General features: G+C 66.5%; 3 protein-coding genes. All 3 read left to right on the forward strand.

Going from position 1 to position 3,685, the window contains the following annotated elements:
* The first annotated feature begins 160 nt into the window (after positions 1 to 160).
* From B3397_RS13905 to B3397_RS13915, 3 genes are read left to right on the forward strand one after another with little or no spacing between them, the layout of a single operon-like run.
* Positions 161 to 1,006, forward strand: a complete 846-nt coding sequence (locus tag B3397_RS13905; RefSeq protein ID WP_296251019.1) for a polysaccharide deacetylase family protein — start codon at positions 161 to 163, stop codon at positions 1,004 to 1,006.
* A complete protein-coding gene (locus B3397_RS13910; protein ID WP_296251021.1) occupies positions 993 to 1,913 on the forward strand; it encodes a polysaccharide deacetylase family protein in 921 nt (306 codons plus the stop codon). Before B3397_RS13905 ends, B3397_RS13910 begins: the two co-directional genes overlap by 14 nt.
* Positions 1,900 to 3,261 (forward strand): MmgE/PrpD family protein, encoded by a 1,362-nt coding sequence (locus B3397_RS13915; RefSeq protein WP_296251023.1) that lies wholly within the window; start codon positions 1,900 to 1,902, stop codon positions 3,259 to 3,261. The genes B3397_RS13910 and B3397_RS13915 overlap by 14 nt, the downstream gene beginning before the upstream one ends.
* The last annotated feature ends 424 nt before the right edge of the window (positions 3,262 to 3,685 follow it).

The raw sequence follows: 3,685 nt of genomic DNA on the forward strand, positions 1-3,685 counted from the left end.
CTCCCTGGGGGAGAGGGGGCCTATCGCCGCAAGCCGGAGCACCGCGATCCGCTCTTGGCTCCCTCTCCCTCAGGGAGAGGGCTGGGGTGAGGGGACCATTCACCCCAAATCCCAGCCCCCCACACCCGTCCCAAAAAAACCCACTGGAGTCCACCCCACTATGCAAATCCCATCGCCCAATTGGCCCGGCAGCGCCCGGGCCTGTGTGGCCATGGCTTTCGACCTGGACGGCCCCACCGGCGGCGCCATGCTCGACGGCTCCCTCTGGCACAAACCGGAATACTTCACCTTCGGCGGCTACGGCCCTTATCGCGCCTTGGCGCGCCTGCTCGACGTCCTCGACGCCCAGGCCATACCCGCCACCTTCTTCATCCCCGCCTGGGTCGTGGAAAACTGGCCGCGGCAATGTCAGGCCATTGTCGAACGGGGCCATGAAGTTGCTTATCACGGCTACCGTCACGAATCTTTCTATGCCCTGGACCTCGACGCTCAGCGCGAGGTCATGGCCATCAGCGCCGGCGTGTTCAAGCGTTATCTAGGCATCACCGCCACCGGGTTTCGTACCCCCTCCGGCGACTGGCACGCCCAGACCCCGGCGTTGCTTATGGACTGCGGCGTCACCTATTCGAGCAGCATGCGCGGTGACGACCGGCCTTACTTCATCGACATCCCTGGGCAGTCCCGCCGTCTGGTCGAAATCCCCGGACGCTGGGAACTGGACGACTACGCCTCGCTGGCCTACACCCGCAGCCCGGATTACCCCGTCGGCCTAGACCGTATCGCCAGCTACCGGCAGACCCTGGACAACTGGTGCCGCGAGTTCGACGGCACCTACCGCGAGGGGCTGTGCATGACCACCTTGTTGCACCCCAAAATCTGCGGCAAGCCTGGCCGCATCGGCCTGATCGAGCAGTTTCTGCAGCACATGCGCAGCCACGGCGATGTCTGGTTCGCCACCTGCAACGACGTCGCGCTGCATTGGAGAAGCCTGCATGAGCACGCCTGATTTCAACGGCCGCTGGCCTGCGCCCTATACCAGCGCGGCGGTGCTGACCATCGATTACAACGATATTCACGGCATTCTCACCCAGGTGCCGACCATGGCAGGACGCGACAAGAGTCTGTCGGTGTGGCGCTACGGGACCACCCGGGGTGTCCAGCGCCTGCTGGATGTCTTCGCTGAACAGGGAGTGCGGACCACGTGGTGCATCCCGGGGATCGTCGCGCAGGAAAACCCCGAGGTGATCCGCTCGATCCACGCCGCCGGCCACGAGATCGCCTGCGCCGGCTACCGGCACGAGAACTTCTCCACCCTGGATCTGGCCGCTCAGCAAGCCTCGCTGCTGCGCGGTTGTGCGGTACTGGAGCAACTGACTGGCGAGCGGCCGCGGGGCTTTCGCGCCCCGGCCGGCAGTTACGCGCCCGGTTTTGCCGATGTGCTGCGCAGCGCTGGTCTGCGCTGGTCATCGTCGTGGGCCGGCGACGATCTGCCTTATCTGCATCCCGGCCCTGGCAATGCACTGGTGGAACTGCCGCTGCACTGCGAACTGGAAGACGCGCCGTACTTTGCTTTCAACCTGGCGCCCGCCGTGCCCGCCAGTCAGGCCCGCATCGCCAGCTATGCCGAGGTGCTCGATAACTGGCAGCGCGACCTGGCCGGGTTTCAGCGTTTCGGGCTGTGTGCGGTCATGCGCCTGCATCCGGAAATCCTCGGCACCGTCGGCCGCATCGCGCTGCTCGATGAGTGCCTCGGCTGGCTGAAGGGGCAACCCGGCGTATGGATTAGCAGTGCCGAAGAGGTCGCAACATGGTGGGCGCAGGCTACCTCTGCGGATAGACCCGGCGCGGAGTCTGACCATCCCGCCGCGGTGTTTGCCCGTCACCAGCCCGGAGCCCTGCATGAACAGCCTTGAACAGTTGAGCCACTTCATCGTCGACACCCGTTATCAGGCGCTGCCCGAAGCACTGCTGGACAAGGCCCGGAGACACCTGCTCGACACCTTGGGCGCAGCCCTGGCGGGCTCTGGGACCGAGCTCGGGCAACGTTGCCTGAGCGCTGTGCTGGCCAGCGAAGGTCCCGGAGAAGCGGCGGTATGGGGCACACGCCATCGGTTGAGCGCGCGCAGCGCTGCACTGGTGAATGGTGTCGCCGCACACGCGCTGGAGCTGGATGATTCCGGTGGCTGCGACCACTCGGGCGCCGTGGTGGTCCCGGCGATGTTCGCGGCGATTCCGCTGTGCGCTGCCGCGCCGTCGGGCGAGGAGCTGCTGTGCGCGATGGTGCTGGGCTACGACGTTGCCCGTCGGGTGCTCGAAGCCTGTGGTGGCTACTCTTCGCACAATGGCGCAGGTTGGCATTCCACCGGCACATGCGGGGTGTTTGGCGCGGCAGCGGCGTGCGCCCGGTTGCTGGGCCTCGACGCCCGGCAGACGGCCGCAGCTCTGGGGCTGGCAGCAAGCATGAGCGGCGGCCTGTGGTCGTTCATTCACGATGGCGCCGACAGCAAGAAGCTGCACGCTGGGAGACCGGCGGAGGGTGGTCTGCTAGCGGCGTTGATGGCCCGCGCCGGTATGACCGGGCCGGGGCAGATATTCGAAGCAGGGTGGGGCGGCTATCTCACCACCTTGGCCGGTGCAGACGCGCAACCGGCAGCCCTGACGGCGGACCTGGGGGTGGTGTGGAAGCTGGCGCGCTGTTCGATCAAGCCGCACGCGGCCTGTCGCGGTACCCATTCGGCGATCGATGCCATCGGGCAACTGCTGATGGAGCTGGACATCGGTTGGGACGCGATCGAAGTCATCGATGTGCGCGCCAGTGCGTTTCTTGTAGAAATGTGCGCGGGGGTGGATACCAGCAGCTTGGCCGCGGCGCAGATGAGCCTGCCCTATGCCGTGACGGTGCGCTGCCTGCGCGGTGACGCGGGCCTGGACAGTTACGCTCCGGCGGTGCGAGAGGATGAGCAGGTACGCGCGTTCATGGCCCGCGTTCGGATGCGTGTCGATGATCGGTTCGCCGCGCTGGATGAACCGTGGGTGCAGGTGTCGACCCGGGATGGGCGCAAGTTGGAGCGCCAGGTGGCCTTGCCGCTGGGTGGGCCTTTGAACCCCATGACCGATGAGCAATTGATTGCCAAGTTCAGTGCGTTGGCGGGCAACGTGCTGCCATCGACCCAGGTGCAGCAGGTGATCGCGCTGTGCCTGGGGATGGGTGCCGGGACGGATATCGGTGATCTCCTGCGCTGCCTGCGCCGCCACCACTGACGCCATCGCGGGCAGAGCCCGCTCCCACAGGTGGTGATCTTCTGCGCTGCCTGCGGCGCCACGACTGACGCCATCGCGGGCAGAGCCCGCTCCCACAGGTGGTGATCCTCTGCGCTGCCTGCGGCGCCACGACTGACGCCATCGCGGGCAGAGCCCGCTCCCACAGGTGGTGATGTCCTGCGCTGCCTGCGGCGCCACCACTGACGCCATCGCGGGCAGAGCCCGCTCCTACATGGGATTGGCGGGGGAGCCGGGGTGGTGGGGTTCAACCCCGCCTTCTGTGGGAGCGGGTTCTACCCGCGATGGTGGCTGCCGGGATGCCTCAATTTCAGAATTCTGACCCGCCTACTGCGACTCCCCTCTGGGGCCAGCTCCTTACCACAGGGGTTTTGCGGCGCGCCCTAGGTTTCTTGGGTTCAAGCGC

Origin of the sequence: Pseudomonas sp. UBA4194, from assembly GCF_002379585.1 — a bacterium.
Taxonomy (GTDB): domain Bacteria; phylum Pseudomonadota; class Gammaproteobacteria; order Pseudomonadales; family Pseudomonadaceae; genus Aquipseudomonas.